Here is a 16,117-nt window from a genome sequence, read left to right on the forward strand (position 1 = left end):
CCGATGCCCGAGGGCGACACCGTGTACCGCACCGCCGAACGACTACGCACCGCGCTGGCCGGAAAGACTCTGACCCGCAGCGACTTCCGCGTGCCCCGCTACGCCACCGTCGACCTGGTGGGCGAGGTCGTCGACGACGTGGTGAGCTACGGCAAGCACCTGTTCGTGCGCACCGACACCGCCAGCATCCACACCCACCTGAAGATGGAGGGCTCCTGGCGCGTGTTCCACTGCGGCCAGCGCTGGACCAAACCGCGGGTCACCGCGAGACTCGTGCTGGCCACCGACGAAATCGAGGCGGTGGGCTTCTCGCTCGGCAAGGTGCAGGTGCTGCCGCGCGCCGACGAACACACCGTCATCGATCACCTGGGCCCCGACCTGCTCGGCCCCGGCTGGGACCCCACCGAAGCGCTGCGCAGATTGTCCGAGTATCCGCGCCGACCCATCGGAGTCGCCCTGCTGGATCAGCGCAACCTGGCAGGCATCGGCAATATCTACCGCAGCGAGATCTGCTTCCTGCGCCGCGTCCACCCGGCGACTGCGGTCGGCGACATCACCGATCTGCCCGCCCTCGTCGACGAGTCGCACAGGGTTCTCGGCAAGGCCGCGCACGAACCACCGTGGCGACCGATGGTCTACCTGCGCACCCGCCGGCCCTGCCCACGCTGCGGTACCGCCATCGCGTCCCGGCTGCTCGGTGAGGACGATCTCGCCGACCGCATCACCCAGCGCGAACGCGGCATCTTCTTCTGTCCGCGCTGCCAGCCGGAACCCTGATTCGCGTGCCGGCCGCGTCGTGGTCGGATACGCTCACCAAAGTCGTTCCCATCGCTAACTTCCCGGCAGTTCACCAGGTAGAGAGCAGGTTTCGTAATGGCATGTCGGATCGGTGAGCTCGTGCTCGAGTGCCGCGAGCCCGAGACACTCGCCCAGTTCTGGTGCGCGGTACTCGATTACGTCGTGCTCGATCGCGACGACGACGGCAGCATCGAGATCGGGCCACGCGAAGGCTTCGGCGGCCCGCAGCCGACGATCATCCTCAGCCCCACCGACAGCCCCGCGCCCGGCAAGACCCGTCTGCACATCGACGTCAACCCCACCGACCGCGACCAGGATGCCGAACTCGCGCGCCTGCTCGAACTCGGCGCACGTCCCGCGGATATCGGCCAGACCGGCGACGAGCAGTGGCATGTGCTGGCCGATCCCGAGGACAACTACTTCTGCTTGCTGAAGGCGCGCATCGACCCGGTCTGAGGGTCAGCGGTCCTGCGGTACCGGTTCCAGCAGTTGCGGACGTGGCTCCGGGGCGGCGACCCGCAGGGCGTCGGCCGACTTGTCGTCCGGCTGGGTCTGCGATTCGATCTCCGCGCGCACCCGCGCCTGGTAGGTCGACACCTCGCGCTCGATGTCGTCGTCGTCCCAGCCGAGAATCGGCGCCACCAGGTGCGCGACCTGTTCGGCACAGTTGGCGCCCCGATCGGGGTATTCGATGGAGATGCGGGTGCGCCGGGCAAGGATGTCGTCGAGGTGCAGAGCACCCTCCGCGGCGACCGCGTACACCGCTTCCACCTGCAGATAGGCGGGAGCATCCGTAATCGGTTGCAGCAGTTCGGGTTTGCCCTCGGCCATGGCGAGCACCTCGTCGACGACCGAGCCGTAGCGGTCGAGCAGGTGGGTCATCCGGTACGGGTGGACGCCGTAGTGCTCGGCCAGTTGCACGGTCTGGTTCACCAGCGCGAAGTACCCGTCGGCGCCGAGCAGGGCCACCTTCTCGGTGATCGACGGCGACACGCGGGCCGGAATGTCCTGCGCCGCTTCGTCCATCGCATCGGCCGCCATCACCCGGTAGGTGGTGTACTTGCCGCCCGCGATACTCACCAGGCCGGGTGCCACCCGGGCCACGGCATGCTCACGCGACAGCTTCGACGTCTCGTCGCTCTCCCCCGCCAGCAGCGGCCGCAAGCCCGCGTACACGCCGTCGATATCGGCGTGGGTGAGCGGAGTGACCAGCACCTCGTTCACCCGGTCGAGCAGGTAGTCGATATCGGCCTTGGTCGCGGCGGGATGCGCGAGGTCCAGATTCCAGTCGGTGTCGGTGGTGCCGACGATCCAGTGCGCGCCCCACGGAATGACGAACAGCACCGAGGTGGCGGTCCGCAGGATGATCGCCGCGTCGCTGACGATGCGGTCGCGCGGGACGACGATATGCACACCCTTGGACGCTCGCACATGGAATCGGCCGCGCTGATGCGACAGACCCTGCACCTCGTCGGTCCACACGCCCGTCGCATTGATGACCACGCTCGCGTGCACCTCGGCGGTCCGACCGTCCTCGGTGTCGCGCAGCTTCGCCCCGACCACCCGGTCGGCCTCCCGCAGCAGTCCGACCACCTGGGTGGACGTACGGATGACGGCACCGTAGTGGGCGGCGGTGCGGGCGACGGTCATGGTGTGGCGGGCGTCGTCGACGACGGTGTCGTAGTAGGTGACACCGCCGATCAGCGCGTCACGGCGCAGCCCCGGCGCCAGCCGCAGCGCACCGTGGCGGGTCAGATGATGCTGTCCCGGAACGGATTTCGCGCCGCCCATGGTGTCGTAGAGGGTCAGGCCTGCGGCCACGTACGGCCGTTCCCACAGCCGGTGGGTGAGCGGGTACAGGAAGCGCAGCGGCTTCACCAGGTGCGGCGCCAGCGTCGACAACGCCAGCTCGCGCTCTTTGAGCGCCTCGCGCACCAACCCGAACTCGAGCTGCTCGAGGTAGCGCAGACCGCCGTGGAACATCTTCGACGACCGGCTCGAGGTGCCCGAGGCGAGGTCACGCGCCTCCACGAGGGCGACCGACAGGCCACGGGTCGCCGCGTCGAGCGCGATCCCGGAGCCGACCACGCCGCCGCCGATGACCAGCACGTCGAATCGGTCCTTGCCGAGGCGCTCCCAGGCGGTGCGCCGATGTTCGGGCCCGAGCTCACCGGGGCCGAGCCGGTCCCGTTTTCCGCCTGCGACCAGCTCACCAGGGTTGAGGAACGGAAACTCCGGTGTCTGCGACATGCTCGACTCCTCGCCGCCGACCGCGAACGGCCGGTCCCAGCCGACAGTTGGGTGCAGACGCCGGGCACGTCCCGGCGCCGCCTACAGGCTAAACGTAGTGCCCACCCGGCGTGTGGGACGAACCCGGCGAGGCGCGTGGCCGAAATTCGGTACCCGGGCCCAACCGGGCGATTTCCGCTCGTCGTCGGCGACAAAGCTTGCTACGACGACCGCGCGGTTGGGTAGCCTGCCTGAATGCGTCGCTATGTGGCCGCCATCGATCAGGGCACGACTTCGAGTAGGTGCATCGTCTTCGACCGGCAGGGCCGGATCGTCGGGACCGCGCAACGCGAGCATCGGCAGATCTTCCCCAAGCCCGGCTGGGTGGAGCACGATCCGGTCGAGGTGTGGCGCAATACGGAATGGGTGCTCGGCGCCGCGCTCGGCAACAGTGGCTGCTCGGCGGGCGACCTGGCCGCCATCGGTATCACCAACCAGCGCGAGACCACCGTCGTATGGGACCGGACCACGGGCGAACCGGTGTACAACGCCATCGTCTGGCAGGACACCCGCACCGATCAGCTGTGCACCGAGCTCGGTGGCGAGCAGGGTCCGTCGCGGTACGCCGACCGCACCGGGTTGCCGCTGTCGACCTATTTCGCCGGTCCGAAGCTGCGCTGGATCCTCGACAATGTCGAGGGCGCACGGGCAAAGGCGCAGGCGGGTGACCTGTGTTTCGGCACGATGGATACCTGGGTGCTGTGGAAACTCACCGGTGAACACCGCACCGATGTCACCAATGCCTCGCGCACGATGCTGATGGATTTGCGTACGCTGCGCTGGGATTCGCAGATCTGCGCGGAGTTCGACGTGCCGATGTCGATGCTGCCCGAGATCCGCAGCTCCTCGGAGGTGTACGCGGAGATCACCGCCGGGCCCTTCGCCGGCGCACCCGTGGCGGGCATTCTCGGCGATCAGCAGGCCGCCACCTTCGGGCAGGCGTGCCTGTCGCCCGGCGAAGCCAAGAACACCTACGGCACAGGCAATTTCATGCTGCTCAATACCGGGACGACACCGGTGTTCAGCAAGCACGGGTTGCTCACCACCGCGTGCTACCAGATCGGTGACTCCCCCGCCGTCTACGCGCTGGAAGGGTCGATCGCGGTCACCGGTTCGCTGGTGCAGTGGTTGCGTGACAACCTAGGCATCATCTCCTCCGCGCCCGAAGTGGAAGCCCTGGCCCGCACGGTCCCCGACAACGGCGGCGCCTACTTCGTCCCCGCCTTCTCCGGCCTGTTCGCCCCGCGCTGGCGGCCCGACGCCCGAGGCGTCATCGCGGGCCTCACTCGCTTCGTCACCAAGGCCCATCTGGCCAGGGCCGCACTGGAATCCACCGCTTTCCAGACCCGCGAGGTGGTCGACGCCATGCGTGCCGACGCCGCCGCCCAGCACCTCGACCTGGAACTGACCACCCTCAAGGTCGACGGCGGCATGACCGGCAACGACCTGCTCATGCAATTCCAGGCCGACATCCTCGATGTCCCCGTGGTCCGCCCGGTGGTCCGCGAAACCACCGCCCTCGGCGCCGCCTATGCCGCAGGCCTGGCCGTCGGCTACTGGTCCAGCCTCGACGACCTGCGCGACAACTGGACCGCCGACCACACCTGGACCCCTGACATGCCCGAATCCGAACGCACCCAACGCTATTCGGAATGGAACAAGGCCGTGGAACGCACCTACAACTGGTCCTGAGGATGGACGACCGCCCCCGTAAGCTGCCTCGGCAACGCCGGGCGCGCGAGACCGTGGAAACGCTGCTCGAGGCGGCCGCCCAGGTGTTCTCCCGCGAGGGTGCGGCGGCCACGACCAACCGGATCGCCGAGCGCGCAGGCGTCTCGATCGGCACGCTGTACCAGTACTTTCCGAACAAGACGGCGATGCTGCGCGCCTTGGCCGAGCGTCACTTCCTCGCTGCCGCGACGGGCCTCGGCGAGGTGTTCGCGCGGTTGCGGTCCGAGGAGCCACCGTTCGACGAGACGCTGCGTGCGATCGTGACGGCCGTCGCCGATCCGCATCGCGACCGGCCTGCCCTGCACGCCCTCATGCATCGCGTCGCGTTGCGGCTGCCCGCGGAATGGGAGGCGATGCGGGCCTTCGAGGACTACCTCGTTACCGAGGTGGAGTTCCATCTGCGGCGCTGCGGACGCGGCGGAGCTGATCCGCAGCTCACCGCACGGACCCTCGTCCACGCCGTCGACACCCAGGTGCACCGCGTCATGACGCGGCACACCGTCGACGCGGATGCACTGCTCGTACTGGCGCGGCAGTTGCTGCCGGAGGGCTGAACGGGCCGTGGTTGCCCCGGCGATCAGAGCGGGCGGACCGAGCCGATGACCTCCCGCAACGTGTCGGCCAGCTGCGTCAGCCCCGGCTCTTCGACGGGGAAGTGACCACATCCCTCGAGCAACACCGCTCTCGTGTCGGCGGCGATCCGGTCGAGGAACCGCACGCTCAGTTCCGGCGGCGTCCACCGGTCCGCCGCCGGGTGGACCAGCGTGACCGGTGAACCCTGATAGTCCTGTGGAGCTGTGTGCTCGAACAAGAGGAAGTCCGTGAGAAAACCGACGGGGATCCACACGCCGCCGCCTCTCGGGTCGCTGCCACAGTGTCGCGACAATGCCGGGTCCAGGCTCATGTTCGCCATATCCACCATCCATCGAATCGGCAGACGCACACCGCCCGCAACTCGTCCGGCCCCCGAGAGAACGCCACGCGGCAACGCGCCCAACGCCTTCCAGCGGGCAGCCGCCCGACGTGCGGCCGGGTCAGCAGGGTCGAGCAGGCAAGTCGCCACCACATGCGCGACCCGCCCGGTCCGCGCCGCCACCTCGTACGCGAGCATCCCACCGACACTCGCGCCGAAAAGCACGAGCGGCCGACTGTCGGATTCGGTTTCAGCACAGACGAACTCGCTCACCAGCTCCACCCAGTCGCGATACCGCACCGACGTGGGCTGCGGCTCGACGGTGTCGCCGTAGAGCGGAAGATCCAGCGCCGCGACCGAAACACCCTCTCCCGCAGCGATTCCGAGCAGCGGCCAAACCAACCCCGCATGCCCACCCGCCCCGTGCAACGCCAACACCCGAACAGCCGCGTCGCCACGCTCCGCCCTGGCCACATGCACCCTGCGCCCCCGCCACTCCCACCACGTCGACTCCGGCTCGACCACCGCCTCCCGATACCGAACCGGCAGGAACTTCACATAACTCGAATACTCCATACGCACAGAATCCGGTCCCGAACACCCGCTGCCAACTCGCATTCACCACCCCGAACTGGCCGCAAAAACACCCACTGAGCAGCGCCATCGCAAAACACTGACTCACGTGCTCGCATTTCGAAACATCGCTACATCGGCTTCCGAGGCGATAACAGTTCCAGCCGGGGTCTCGGAGTCCGGTCAACCGTTGTGGACAGTGATCCCGTGTGCCCGGATTCGACCCATCGGCGTCGCCGAATCGCGTATGAATGCATCCTGATTACCCAGGCGCACAAGGCCTCACGAAGAGTTGAGGGCCCTTCCGAGCGAACGGTGAGCCGCTATCAAACGCTGGGCGTGGCTGCTTTTGCCAGGCGGTTGACCGCTTCGGTGAGGGTGGGTTCGTCGGAGGTGGTGAAGCAGAGGCGCATGGAGGTCTGGTAGGCGTCGGTGACGGCGAAGGCTGCGCCGGGGACGTAGGCGACGCCTGCTTCCAGGGCGGTGGGGAGCAGGGTCGAGGCGTTGGTGCCGTCGGTGAAATCGGCCCAGATGAACATGCCGCCGGTGGGGTCGGTGCAGTGGACACGGTCGGCGAAGGTGGTGCGCAGGGCGGTGACGAGGGCGCGGGCGCGGGTGCCGTAGGCGGCGCGGATGGTGTCGACGTGGGTGGTGAGCCAGTCGGTGTCGGTGAGCAGGTCGGTGGTGATCTGGTGGGTGAGGGCCGAGCCGCACAGGTCGGCGCCTTGTTTGAGAAGCTCGACTGCGCGACAGACCTTTTCGGGGGCGATCAACCAGCCGACGCGCAGGGCGGGGGCCAGGATCTTGGACACGCTGGACAGCCGGATGACCTGGGGCGAGTAGGAGGCGACCGGGGCCGGGGCCGGCTGGTCGAACCAGAGTTCGCCGTAGGGATCGTCTTCGATCACCCAGAAGCCGTGTGCCTCAGCGAGTTCGGCGAGGCGACGGCGGCGCTCGGGTGCCAGGGTGACCCCGCCGGGGTTGTGGAAGTTCGCGACGGTGTGGACGACGGCCGGGCGCTCACCGGCGGCCAGCAGCTCCTCCAGCACGTCGACACGTAGCCCGTCGGCGTCGAGCGGCACGGCGACGATGCGCGCACCGGCCGCCCGGAACACTTGCAGCGCACCGACATACGCCGGGTCCTCCACCACGACCAGGGCGCCGGGATCGAGCAGCACCTCGGCCAGCAGCGACAACGCCTGCTGCGAACCATGGGTGATGAACACCTCGCCGACCGGCACCGACCGGCCGATCTTGGCGGACTCGCGCTCGGCGATCACCGCACGCAGCGCGGGCCAGCCGGGCGACTCCGTGTACTGCAACACCGCCGGATCACGCAGGGCCGCCTCCGCCGCGGCGGCGATCCGCTCACCCGGCATCAGCGCCGCGTCGGGCAGACCACCGGCAAGGCTGATGATCTCCGGCCGCGCGGTGAGTTTGAGCAGATCCCTGATCGCCGAACTCTGCAAACCGGCGAGCTTGCCCGCCAATGCTGGACTGGTCAGCGACATGGAAACCTCCGGGAACGCCAGGGGACGCGATGACCAACGATCGCACAGCATTCACCAGAATATGAAATTGTTGTCCCAGATAATGAGACTACGGGAGGGCGGTAATGGACTTGACCTGCCACTTCCCATCGGTCAGCGTGGTGACGATCTCCTGCTTGTAGACCACCGACGTACGGTCGGGATGCCACTCGCGCAGCTCCACGTCATAGACGCCGACGCCGGTCTCGCGCACCTTCACGCAGTGCGTGGTACCCCTCGGGATCTGATCGTCGATCGCCTTCTGGATGACATCGGCGGGCGAGATGTTCACCGCGTCGGGCGCGACGAACTCACGCACGCGCGCACCGGAGCGTTCGATATAGAAGGCGTACTGGAAGCCGAGGATCGCCCTCGCGCCCGAGGAGGTGTCGCCCGGGCCGTTGCCGACGGTCAGACCCTCGTCGGCGATCGTCCGGCAGTCGGCACCCGCGGCGGAGGTGACCGGCGCCGCGGTGGGCCCGGGATCCTCGCCACCACCACGCTTGACCAGCCCGATCGTCAGCACCAGCGCGACGACGAGCAGGACCGCGGCCACGACACCGCCGATGATCCAGCGCATCCGGTTGTCGGGCTCGGACTCCTCGGCGACCGGCGCGGTCGGCGTCTTCGGGGCGAGCCTGCGGGCGATGGGGTCGTCGGCCCAGGACAGGCCGGGTTCGGGCGGCTTGGGGACCCCGCCGTCGTCGTCGGGGCTGTTCCACCAGGCCCGGTCCTCGGCGTCGTTGTCCTTGGCCGGTGCGCGCGGCGGTTCGGGGGCACGTTCCGGCTCGGTGACCCGCTGCTGGCGTGGCGCGGAGTTGCGCCGGATGACCTCGGTCTCTTCCTTCCCGGAAGTCACCGGCACCGAGTCGCCGAACACCGAGCTACCGGCGGCGGAAGCGTCGGCACCGAAACGCACCGTCGGATCGGCGGGCGGGGTGGGTCGTGCGGGCGGCGGTGTCGCGACAGCATCACCGAACGGCGAAGGACGCTGCGGCGCAACGGGATTCGCCGGCGGCGGCGTGGCCCCACCGAAAACGGAGGTCGGTGCCGAAGGGCGAGGCGGCGCAGGCGGACTCGTGGGCGGCGGCGTGGACACGGCATCGCCGAAGACGGATGTCGGAGCCGAACGACGCGGTGGCACAACAGGATCGGGCCCGCGCGGCGGGACAGGCCCATTCGGCGGAACGCTCCCGGCGGGAGGCACCGGACCAGGAGCGACGGGCGGAACGGTTCCGGCCGGGGGCATCGGCGCACCCACCGGCGCACCGAACGGACCGGGCGCCGGCGCGGAGCCCGGCTGCGCGGGTCGCCAACCGACCTCCGGCAGCGGTCCCGGCGGAGCGGGCGGCGGCACGGCGAGCGGACCACCGAAACCGGCGTCGTCGACCGGCGGCCCGAAATCGCCTACGGGAGGACCGAATTCACTCGCGGGCCGGTTACGGCCGCGCTCGTTCTCGTCATCCTCGGTGGCCACAGTCCCATTCCTTTCCCCAGGACACACGTGTGGGGCGGTCGCCATCCGACCGCCCCACACGACGTACTGCGTGTCAGTACTGGAGCGAGCCACCCCACTGAGTGGTGACACCCGCGACGTTGATCGTCTGCAGCAGCTCCCCCGGCACCGGAAGTGTAGCCTTCGCGGCCTGTTCCATCGCGGCGGCACCGCCCGGCTGAGCCTTGATCCAGTTCTCGACCGCCGCCTTGGCCAGGTTGGCCTGGGTGGTGTCGAGGACGGTGACCATGGTGTTGTCGGGGCGGCCGTCGCCACCGTTGAAGGTGGTGACCTTCACCGAGTTCTCGCCGACGTACTCGACCGCCACACCGGCGTCACCGAAGCCGCCACCCGGCGTGCGGTAGCCGATGGTGCCGACGTAACCGGAAGCGTTGTTGTAGTGGTGGGTGTTGGCCAGCACACCCGGCAGCAGCGAACCGCCGTCGACGGTGACACCGACTTCCTGGTGCGGGCCTTCCATCTCGACGACCGGCGCGGCGGGCGCGTTGGCCAGGCGCGGCGCCTGCCAGGCGGGCTCCTGCGCTTCCTGCGGCTCCTGCACCAGGGTCTCGGGGCCGTCTTCGGCGGCACCGCCCTGCGCCTGCGGGGCGGCGGGCTGGTTCTGCGAAGGCTGCGCGGGTGTCTGCTGGGCGGGGGTGCCGCCCTGCTGGCCCGGCGCGGCCTCCTGCGGCTTCTCCGGGTTGTTCACGGCGGGCTGGGCGGGGTTGCCCTGACCGGCCTGACCCGGCACCGGCAGCGGCGCGGTACGCGGGGTGGTGGTGACGCCCGGCTGGCTCGGCGTCGGCTTGGCCTGCTCCGGCTCCTCCGGCGCGGGGGTGGTGACACCCGGCTGCGCCGGGGTGGGCTTGGACTCGCCCGGCTTCACGTTCTCCGGGGTCTCCGGCTGCTTCTCTTCAGGAGTGACCGTCTCCGGCGTCTCTCCCGGCTGCTGGCTCGGGGTCTCGGTGCCCGGCTGCGCAGGAGCCGGAGTCGCGGGTGTGGTCGGCTGGTCGCTGGGGACCGCGCCGGCCGGAGCCGCGAGGAGGGTCGCCACGGCCGCGGCGGCGGCCAGGGGCAACGACGTGCTTGCCATCGCTCGCTGCGCCCGACTCGGCTTACGATGCTTCACTTTTCGCTAATCCCTTTCCCGGAGGGAATCCCCCACAATCCACCACGCGCTCGCATTCGAACGCGCCTCGGCCGTGAGTCAACCATATGAGCGCGAGACAGGCAACGCGGCAGTAGCTTTCGGATATCGGCCGTGGGGGCTCAGTCCAGGTCGTCGTGGCGCATCAGCAAACGACCGGCTTCGGTGACCGATCCGGTGAGCGACGGATACACCGAGAAGGTCTGCGCGAGGTCGGTGACGGTGAGGTTGTTCTGCACCGCGAGCGCGATCGGCAGGATCAGCTCCGAGGCGATGGGGGCGACGACCACACCGCCGATCACCACACCGGTGGCCGGGCGGCAGAAGATCTTGACGAAGCCCCGGCGCAGCCCCGACATCTTCGCGCGCGGATTGGTGTTGAGCGGCAGCATGACCGTGCGCGCGGGCACCTCGCCGTTGTCGATGGCGGTCTGGCTCACGCCGACGGTCGCGATCTCCGGACGGGTGAACACCGCCGAGGCGACGGTCTTGAGCCGGATGGGGCTCACCCCCTCACCGAGCGCGTGGTACATCGCGATCCGGCCCTGCATCGCGGCCACCGAGGCGAGTGGGAGCAGGCCGGTGCAGTCGCCCGCCGCGTAGATACCCGGCACCGAGGTGCGCGACACGCGGTCGACACGCAGGTAGCCGTTGTCGAGTTCGATACCGACCCGGTCGAGACCGAGATCGGCGGTGTTCGGGGTGGAGCCGACGGTCATCAGGGCATGGGTGCCGGTGACGGTGCGCCCGTCGGAGAGCTTCACCACGATGCCGTCGGCCGTGCGCTCCACGGCGTCGGCGCGGGCGTGCTTGACCAGTTCCACACCGCGTTCGGCGAGGGCTTCCTCGAGCACGAGGGCGGCGTCGGCATCCTCGCCGGGCAGCACGCGGTCGCGGCTGGACACCAGCTTCACCCGCACACCCATCTCGGTGTAGGCGGAGACGAATTCGGCACCGGTGACACCGGATCCGACCACCACCAGGGTCTCGGGCAGTTCCGGCAGGTCGTAGAGCTGGCGCCAGGTGAGGATGCGCTCACCGTCGGGTTCGGCACCGCGCAGCACCCGCGGGCTGGCACCGGTGGCGATGAGAACCACCTCGGCCTCGAATTCCTCGGTGCTGCCGTCGGCCATGGTGGCACGCACACGATGCGCCAAACCGGCTGCGGGACCGACCAATTCACCGCGCCCAGCCAGCAGCTGGACGCCGGCGGCCTGCAACTTGGCGCGGATGTCGGAGGACTGGGCGAGGGCGAGCGCCTTCACGCGGCCGTTCACCTCGGGCAGGTTCACCTTCGCCTGGCTCGCGTCGAGGGTGATGCCGAGGTCGCGAGCGCGGCGCAGATCGGTACGCAGACCGGTGGAGGCGATGAAGGTCTTCGACGGAACGCAATCCCACAGCACACAGGCGCCACCGATGCCGTCGGCATCGACCAGGGTCACCGAGGCCCCGTGCTGGGCGGCCACCAGAGCCGCCTCGTATCCCGCCGGTCCACCGCCGATGATCGCAATCCGTGCCACCAGTCACGCTCCTGTGCTCGCCTGATCGGGCATCGCCCCTTGTGAGGGCCGCCCGCGCTGTCGCCCCATCATTTCAGGTGCGCCGTGACGCGACCGGGTCGGCTCGGTGAACAACGTTCGGCGTGTTCGCCGTCACCGCCGAGTGTGACAGTGAGCCGATCTGGGTGGGAGACAGGAATTCCGCGCGGTTTATTGGCTACAGTTCCTCAGGTGCCGATCTATGCCGCTTACGGGTCCAACATGGACTCCACGCAGATGCTGGAACGCTGCCCGCATTCGCCCATGTCGGGGACCGGGTGGCTGGAAGGTTGGCGCCTGACCTTCGCCGGTGACGACATCGGCTGGGAAGGGCCGTTGGCCACCGTCGTCGAAGATCCGGGCTCCCGGGTGTTCGTCGTCCTCTACGACGTGTCCCCGGAGGACGAGGAACGCCTCGACCGCTGGGAGGGCTCCGACTTCGGCATCCACAAGAAGATCCGGCTGCGGGTCACCGGCACCCAGGGCGAGTCCCGGCTGGCCTGGCTGTACGTGCTCGACGCGTACGAGGGTGGGCTGCCGTCGGCGCGTTATCTGGGTGTCATCGCCGATGCCGCCGAGAAGGCGGGCGCACCCGAGGACTACGTGCACGCCTTGCGCACCCGCAACAGCAAGAACGTGGGTCCGGGGTCGGTCTGAGCCGACCCCCGAACACGGGGAGTGCGCCACCTACCGCACTCCCCGCCGCCCTCAGGCCTGCAGCACGATATTCGTCAGTGTCCGCACGCCGACGGCCAGCGCCCGCTCGTCGATATCGAACGTCGGCTGATGCAGGTCGAGTTGCTCGCCGGTGCCCGACCACACGCCGAGACGCGCCATCGCGCCCGGCGCGTGTTCCAGGTACCAGGAGAAGTCCTCGCCGCCGCCCGACTGGGGCGTGTCGGCCAATGCGTCGGGACCGATCGCCAGGACGGCGTTCTCGAACATCAGGGTCGAGGCCGCGTCGTTGACCACCGGGGGTACGCCGCGCTTGTAGTTGAGCTGGTACCGCACACCGGTCGGCGCGAGCAGGCTGTCGACGATCTCGCGGACCAGCGGCTCGAGCAGCAACCACGTGGGGTGGTCGCCGGTGCGGACGGTTCCGGTGAGCATGCCGGTCTGCGGGATGGCGTTGGGTGCCTTGCCCGCGCTAACCGCGCCCCACACCATCACGGTGCTCGTGCGCGGATCGACCCGCCTGCTCAGCAAACCGGGCAGCCCGGTGATGACGGTGCCGATGGCGTACACCAGGTCGCTGGTGAGGTGCGGCCGGGACGTATGCCCGCCGGGCGAGTCGAGCACGAGTTCGACGGTGTCGGCCGCCGAGGTGATCGCCCCGGTCCGCAGCCCGACCTTGCCCACTTCCAGCCGCGGGTCGCAGTGCAGCGCGAAGATCCGGTCCACGCCGTTCATCCCGCCCGCCGCGACCACGTCGAGCGCGCCGCCTGGCATCACTTCCTCGGCGGGCTGGAAGATCAACCGCACGCCGACCGGCAGGGTGTGTTCGGCCTCGGCCAGCGCGAGCGCGGTCCCGAGCAGCACCGTGGTGTGCGCGTCGTGGCCGCAGGCGTGTGACACGCCGGGCACGGTCGAGGCGAAGCTCAGGCCGGTGAATTCCTGCATCGGCAGGGCGTCCATATCGGCGCGCAACGCGATGCGCGGCCCGTCGGACGGTCCGAGATCACAGATCAGGCCGGTGCCTCCGGGCAGCACCTCCCAGGTGAGGCCCGCCTTGGTGAGCCAGCCGGAGACGAACTCGGTGGTGGCGAACTCCGCCCGCGACAACTCGGGGTTGGCGTGGATGTGCCTGCGCCATTGCACCAGGTCACCGGTGTGTTCGGCCAGCCATGCGTCGACGATCTCGGTTCCCGACATCATGGTTGGTTCGGTGGCCGGCCGGGTCGGGAACACCGTGGGCTCACGCATCACCGACGGGGTGGCGACACCCATCGATAGAGCGTCAGCGCCTGCGCGTGCGGTGCCCGAATGGCCGGAAATACTCACCGAATGTCCTCCTGTCGTTCGATCAGACGTTGCAACAACCTGTCCCTGTGTACTTCATCGCGCGCGATCGCGACAGCGGTACGCGCCAGCGCGAGCGCACCGTCGATCACGGCCTGATCCGCCGAGGCGTTCACCGCGGCCGCCGCGAAGTCCGGTTGGTGGGTCACCGCGCCACCGGCGTCGATGCCGATCACCGGGTGGATGCCGGGGATCACGTTGGTGACGTTGCCCATGTCGGTGCTCCCGAGCGGTCGCAGCACCTCGAGCTCGGGCGCGATCGGCACCCGTCCCAAACCGGTGATCTGCGCGCGGTAGGCAGCGATGAGAACCGGGTCGGGGGTGAGCTCGGTATAGGTGGGCGCGAGCGTCCGTATGTCGTGGGTGCAGCCGGTCGCCAGGGCGCCCGCCGCGAAGCATGCCTTCGCCCGGCGCGTCAGGTCGTCCAGGGACGCGGCGTCGGCAGCGCGAAGGTAGTACAGCAACTCCGCACGTCCGGGCACGATGTTGGGGGCTACACCACCGTCGGACACTATACCGTGCAGCTGCTGGCCGGGCCGCAGATGCTGGCGCAGCAAGCCGAGAGCAACCTGGGTGACGGTGATCGCGTCGCCCGCGTTGAGGCCGAGTTCGGGGGCGGCGCTCGCGTGCGCCTCGCGGCCGTGGAAGGTGACGGCGAGGTCGGCCAGCGCCAGCGATCGGGCGCCGACGATGTCGGCCGGGCCGGGGTGGACCATCATCGCCATCGCGATGTCGTCGAAGGCGCCCGCCTCGAGCATGAGTACTTTGCCGCCGCCGCTCTCCTCGGCGGGTGTGCCGAGCACGACGACGGTGAGGCCGAGCTGATCGGCCACCTCGGCCAGGCCGAGCGCGGCACCGGTCGAGGACGCGGCGATGATGTTGTGCCCGCAGGCGTGCCCGATCTCGGGCAGCGCGTCGTATTCGGCGCAGATGCCGACGGTGAGCGGGCCGCTGCCGTAAACGGCGCGAAAGGCGGTGGGCAGCCCGGCGATTCCGGTGGTGATCGCGAAGCCGCGGGCGCGTAGCGGGGCGAGAACCTTGGCGACGCTCCGGGTCTCGTCGAAGGCCAGTTCGGGTTCGGCGTGAATGGCGTGCGACAGCCCGATCAGCTCGTCCGAGGCCGCGAGGATCGCGGTATCGGCTGCGGTCGCCGAGAATTCGCCGGTACGCGAGGGTGCCATGCACTCAGTCTCGCATCAGTGCTGCGCCCGGGCGCACCGGCGAAGGACCTCAGCCGCCGAAGGGCAGGGTCTCCGGGGTCACCGGCGTGGCGAGCGCGGCGAGGGTCTCCGCGTGCAGCGAGGTCTTGATGATGGGGGTGATCGGCTTGCGCAGGCTGGTGAGCGCGGCGGCACGGGCGACAGCGGTGGGCAGCACCTGGTCGGCGTCGGCCTTCGCGTCGACGATGCCCGCGGCGATCGCCTCGTCGGCGCCGAAGCGGTGCCCGGTGGTCATGGCCTGCACGCACACCTGGTTGCTGAGGCGGCCCTTCAGCAGCGCGTTCATGCCGATGGTGAAGGGCATGCCGAGGTGCACCTCGGGCAGCGACCAGAAGCCGCGGTCGCCGCGCATCACCCGGAAGTCGTGGGCGGAGGCGAGCATGGCGCCCGCACCGAAGGCGTGGCCGTTGATGGCGGCGACGGTCGGCATCGGGAAGGTCAGCAGCCGGGTGTAGAGGGTGTGCACGCGGTCGAGGTAACCGTGGATCTTGTCCAGGTTGCCGAACACCCAGTCGGTGTCGAGACCGTTGCTGTAGAACTTGCCGGTCGCGACGGTGACCAGCGCCGCGGCACCCTCGGACGCCTCGACCTTGTCGAGTTCGGCGTGGAATGCGTCGATCCAGTCCGGCGAAAAACGGTTCTCGTTGTCGGTCTGCCCCTCGTCACCGAGGTACAGGACGAAAACTTCACCAGAGCGCTCCAAATACGGCATGCAGGGAGAATAGTCCGCGCCAGAACACTCCCCTACTCGCGGGTAGACGCCTCACATCCCGACCTCGAGGAGGGATCGCCGCGAAGCGGCGGTCGGCGGCCGTCCCGACGATCAGGTGCCGTTGCGTAGGCGACGAAGGAGCAAGCAACGGTG

The 16,117-nt window shown here is 69.2% G+C and carries 14 protein-coding genes; 5 read left to right on the forward strand and 9 right to left on the reverse strand.

From position 1 onward, the window contains the following. The first annotated feature begins 3 nt into the window (after window positions 1–3). Window positions 4–777 (forward strand): Fpg/Nei family DNA glycosylase, encoded by a 774-nt coding sequence (locus ACWEVR_RS25535; protein ID WP_452469018.1) that lies wholly within the window; start codon window positions 4–6, stop codon window positions 775–777. Window positions 778–873: 96 nt separating this feature from the next. Further along, the gene (locus ACWEVR_RS25540) at window positions 874–1,254 is read left to right on the forward strand and encodes a VOC family protein (protein ID WP_452469019.1); all 381 of its coding nucleotides are present in this window, start codon (window positions 874–876) and stop codon (window positions 1,252–1,254) included. 3 nt (window positions 1,255–1,257) lie between these two features. On the opposite strand, the gene glpD is transcribed toward ACWEVR_RS25540, so the two are convergent. Continuing rightward, the gene (gene glpD / locus ACWEVR_RS25545; protein WP_452469020.1) at window positions 1,258–3,048 is read right to left on the reverse strand and encodes a glycerol-3-phosphate dehydrogenase; all 1,791 of its coding nucleotides are present in this window, start codon (window positions 3,046–3,048) and stop codon (window positions 1,258–1,260) included. Between the two features lie 234 nt (window positions 3,049–3,282). On the opposite strand from glpD, the gene glpK reads away from it, so the two are divergent. Both glpK and ACWEVR_RS25555 read left to right on the forward strand, forming a co-directional pair. Beyond that, complete coding sequence (gene glpK / locus ACWEVR_RS25550; RefSeq protein ID WP_452469021.1) at window positions 3,283–4,779, forward strand: glycerol kinase GlpK; 1,497 nt, start codon at window positions 3,283–3,285, stop codon at window positions 4,777–4,779. 2 nt (window positions 4,780–4,781) lie between these two features. Beyond that, window positions 4,782–5,372, forward strand: a complete 591-nt coding sequence (locus tag ACWEVR_RS25555; RefSeq protein ID WP_452469022.1) for a TetR/AcrR family transcriptional regulator — start codon at window positions 4,782–4,784, stop codon at window positions 5,370–5,372. A gap of 23 nt (window positions 5,373–5,395) precedes the next feature. Here ACWEVR_RS25555 and ACWEVR_RS25560 read toward each other — a convergent pair whose 3' ends face one another. The 5 genes from ACWEVR_RS25560 to ACWEVR_RS25580 form a co-directional block, all read right to left on the reverse strand. Beyond that, window positions 5,396–6,307 carry an alpha/beta hydrolase gene (locus ACWEVR_RS25560; RefSeq protein WP_452469023.1) on the reverse strand — a complete coding sequence of 304 codons (912 nt, stop codon included), beginning with the start codon at window positions 6,305–6,307 and terminating at the stop codon, window positions 5,396–5,398. A 323-nt stretch (window positions 6,308–6,630) separates the two neighbouring features. After that, window positions 6,631–7,815, reverse strand: a complete 1,185-nt coding sequence (locus ACWEVR_RS25565) for an aminotransferase-like domain-containing protein (protein ID WP_452469024.1) — start codon at window positions 7,813–7,815, stop codon at window positions 6,631–6,633. Between the two features lie 88 nt (window positions 7,816–7,903). Beyond that, a complete protein-coding gene (locus tag ACWEVR_RS25570; RefSeq protein ID WP_452469025.1) occupies window positions 7,904–8,752 on the reverse strand; it encodes a hypothetical protein in 849 nt (282 codons plus the stop codon). Between the two features lie 631 nt (window positions 8,753–9,383). After that, window positions 9,384–10,421, reverse strand: a complete 1,038-nt coding sequence (locus tag ACWEVR_RS25575; protein WP_357395350.1) for a hypothetical protein — start codon at window positions 10,419–10,421, stop codon at window positions 9,384–9,386. Window positions 10,422–10,597: 176 nt separating this feature from the next. Then, window positions 10,598–11,995, reverse strand: coding sequence for an NAD(P)H-quinone dehydrogenase (locus tag ACWEVR_RS25580; RefSeq protein WP_225282052.1), 1,398 nt, complete (start codon window positions 11,993–11,995; stop codon window positions 10,598–10,600). Window positions 11,996–12,205: 210 nt separating this feature from the next. Between ACWEVR_RS25580 and ACWEVR_RS25585 the strand changes: the two genes are divergently transcribed. Then, window positions 12,206–12,670 carry a gamma-glutamylcyclotransferase gene (locus ACWEVR_RS25585; protein WP_452469026.1) on the forward strand — a complete coding sequence of 155 codons (465 nt, stop codon included), beginning with the start codon at window positions 12,206–12,208 and terminating at the stop codon, window positions 12,668–12,670. 51 nt (window positions 12,671–12,721) lie between these two features. Here the strand turns inward: ACWEVR_RS25585 and ACWEVR_RS25590 are convergent, their stop codons facing one another. The 3 genes from ACWEVR_RS25590 to ACWEVR_RS25600 form a co-directional block, all read right to left on the reverse strand. Beyond that, window positions 12,722–13,885 carry a M20 family metallopeptidase gene (locus tag ACWEVR_RS25590; protein ID WP_067490766.1) on the reverse strand — a complete coding sequence of 388 codons (1,164 nt, stop codon included), beginning with the start codon at window positions 13,883–13,885 and terminating at the stop codon, window positions 12,722–12,724. 125 nt (window positions 13,886–14,010) lie between these two features. After that, window positions 14,011–15,213 (reverse strand): M20 family metallopeptidase, encoded by a 1,203-nt coding sequence (locus ACWEVR_RS25595; protein ID WP_452469027.1) that lies wholly within the window; start codon window positions 15,211–15,213, stop codon window positions 14,011–14,013. A gap of 49 nt (window positions 15,214–15,262) precedes the next feature. Then, window positions 15,263–15,964, reverse strand: coding sequence for an enoyl-CoA hydratase-related protein (locus ACWEVR_RS25600; RefSeq protein ID WP_452469028.1), 702 nt, complete (start codon window positions 15,962–15,964; stop codon window positions 15,263–15,265). Window positions 15,965–16,117 lie beyond the last annotated feature (153 nt).

This window comes from Nocardia sp. NPDC003979 (genome assembly GCF_053605015.1).